Raw genomic sequence first — 255 nt, 5'->3', positions numbered from 1 at the left:
CATCAACACCCCCCGCGAACACCTCACCCACCGACCGCAGGAACCGCTCCAGACCCCCCTCACCACGACGCAACGACCCCACCACCAGACCATCCACACCCACCGCACCCATCGTCTCCGCCACCACAAAACCCAGCACCGGATGCGGACTCATCTCCACGAACACCCGCCGCCCCTCACCCAACAACCGCCGCGTCACCTCCTCCAAACGCACCGGCTCCCGCAGATTCCGATACCAATACCCCCCGTCCAACA

Annotated in this window: 1 protein-coding gene; it reads right to left on the bottom strand. The window is 65.5% G+C overall.

Annotated features, from left to right (window positions below):
• Positions 1-199, bottom strand: a 199-nt coding sequence (locus QQM72_RS40790; RefSeq protein WP_314225849.1) for a hypothetical protein, incomplete at its 3' end; no start/stop codon positions are given.
• Positions 200-255 lie beyond the last annotated feature (56 nt).

The sequence above is a fragment of the Streptomyces zaehneri genome (assembly GCF_032248645.1).
GTDB lineage: Bacteria > Actinomycetota > Actinomycetes > Streptomycetales > Streptomycetaceae > Streptomyces > Streptomyces coriariae.
This window is presented reverse-complemented; position numbering and strand designations above follow the sequence as displayed.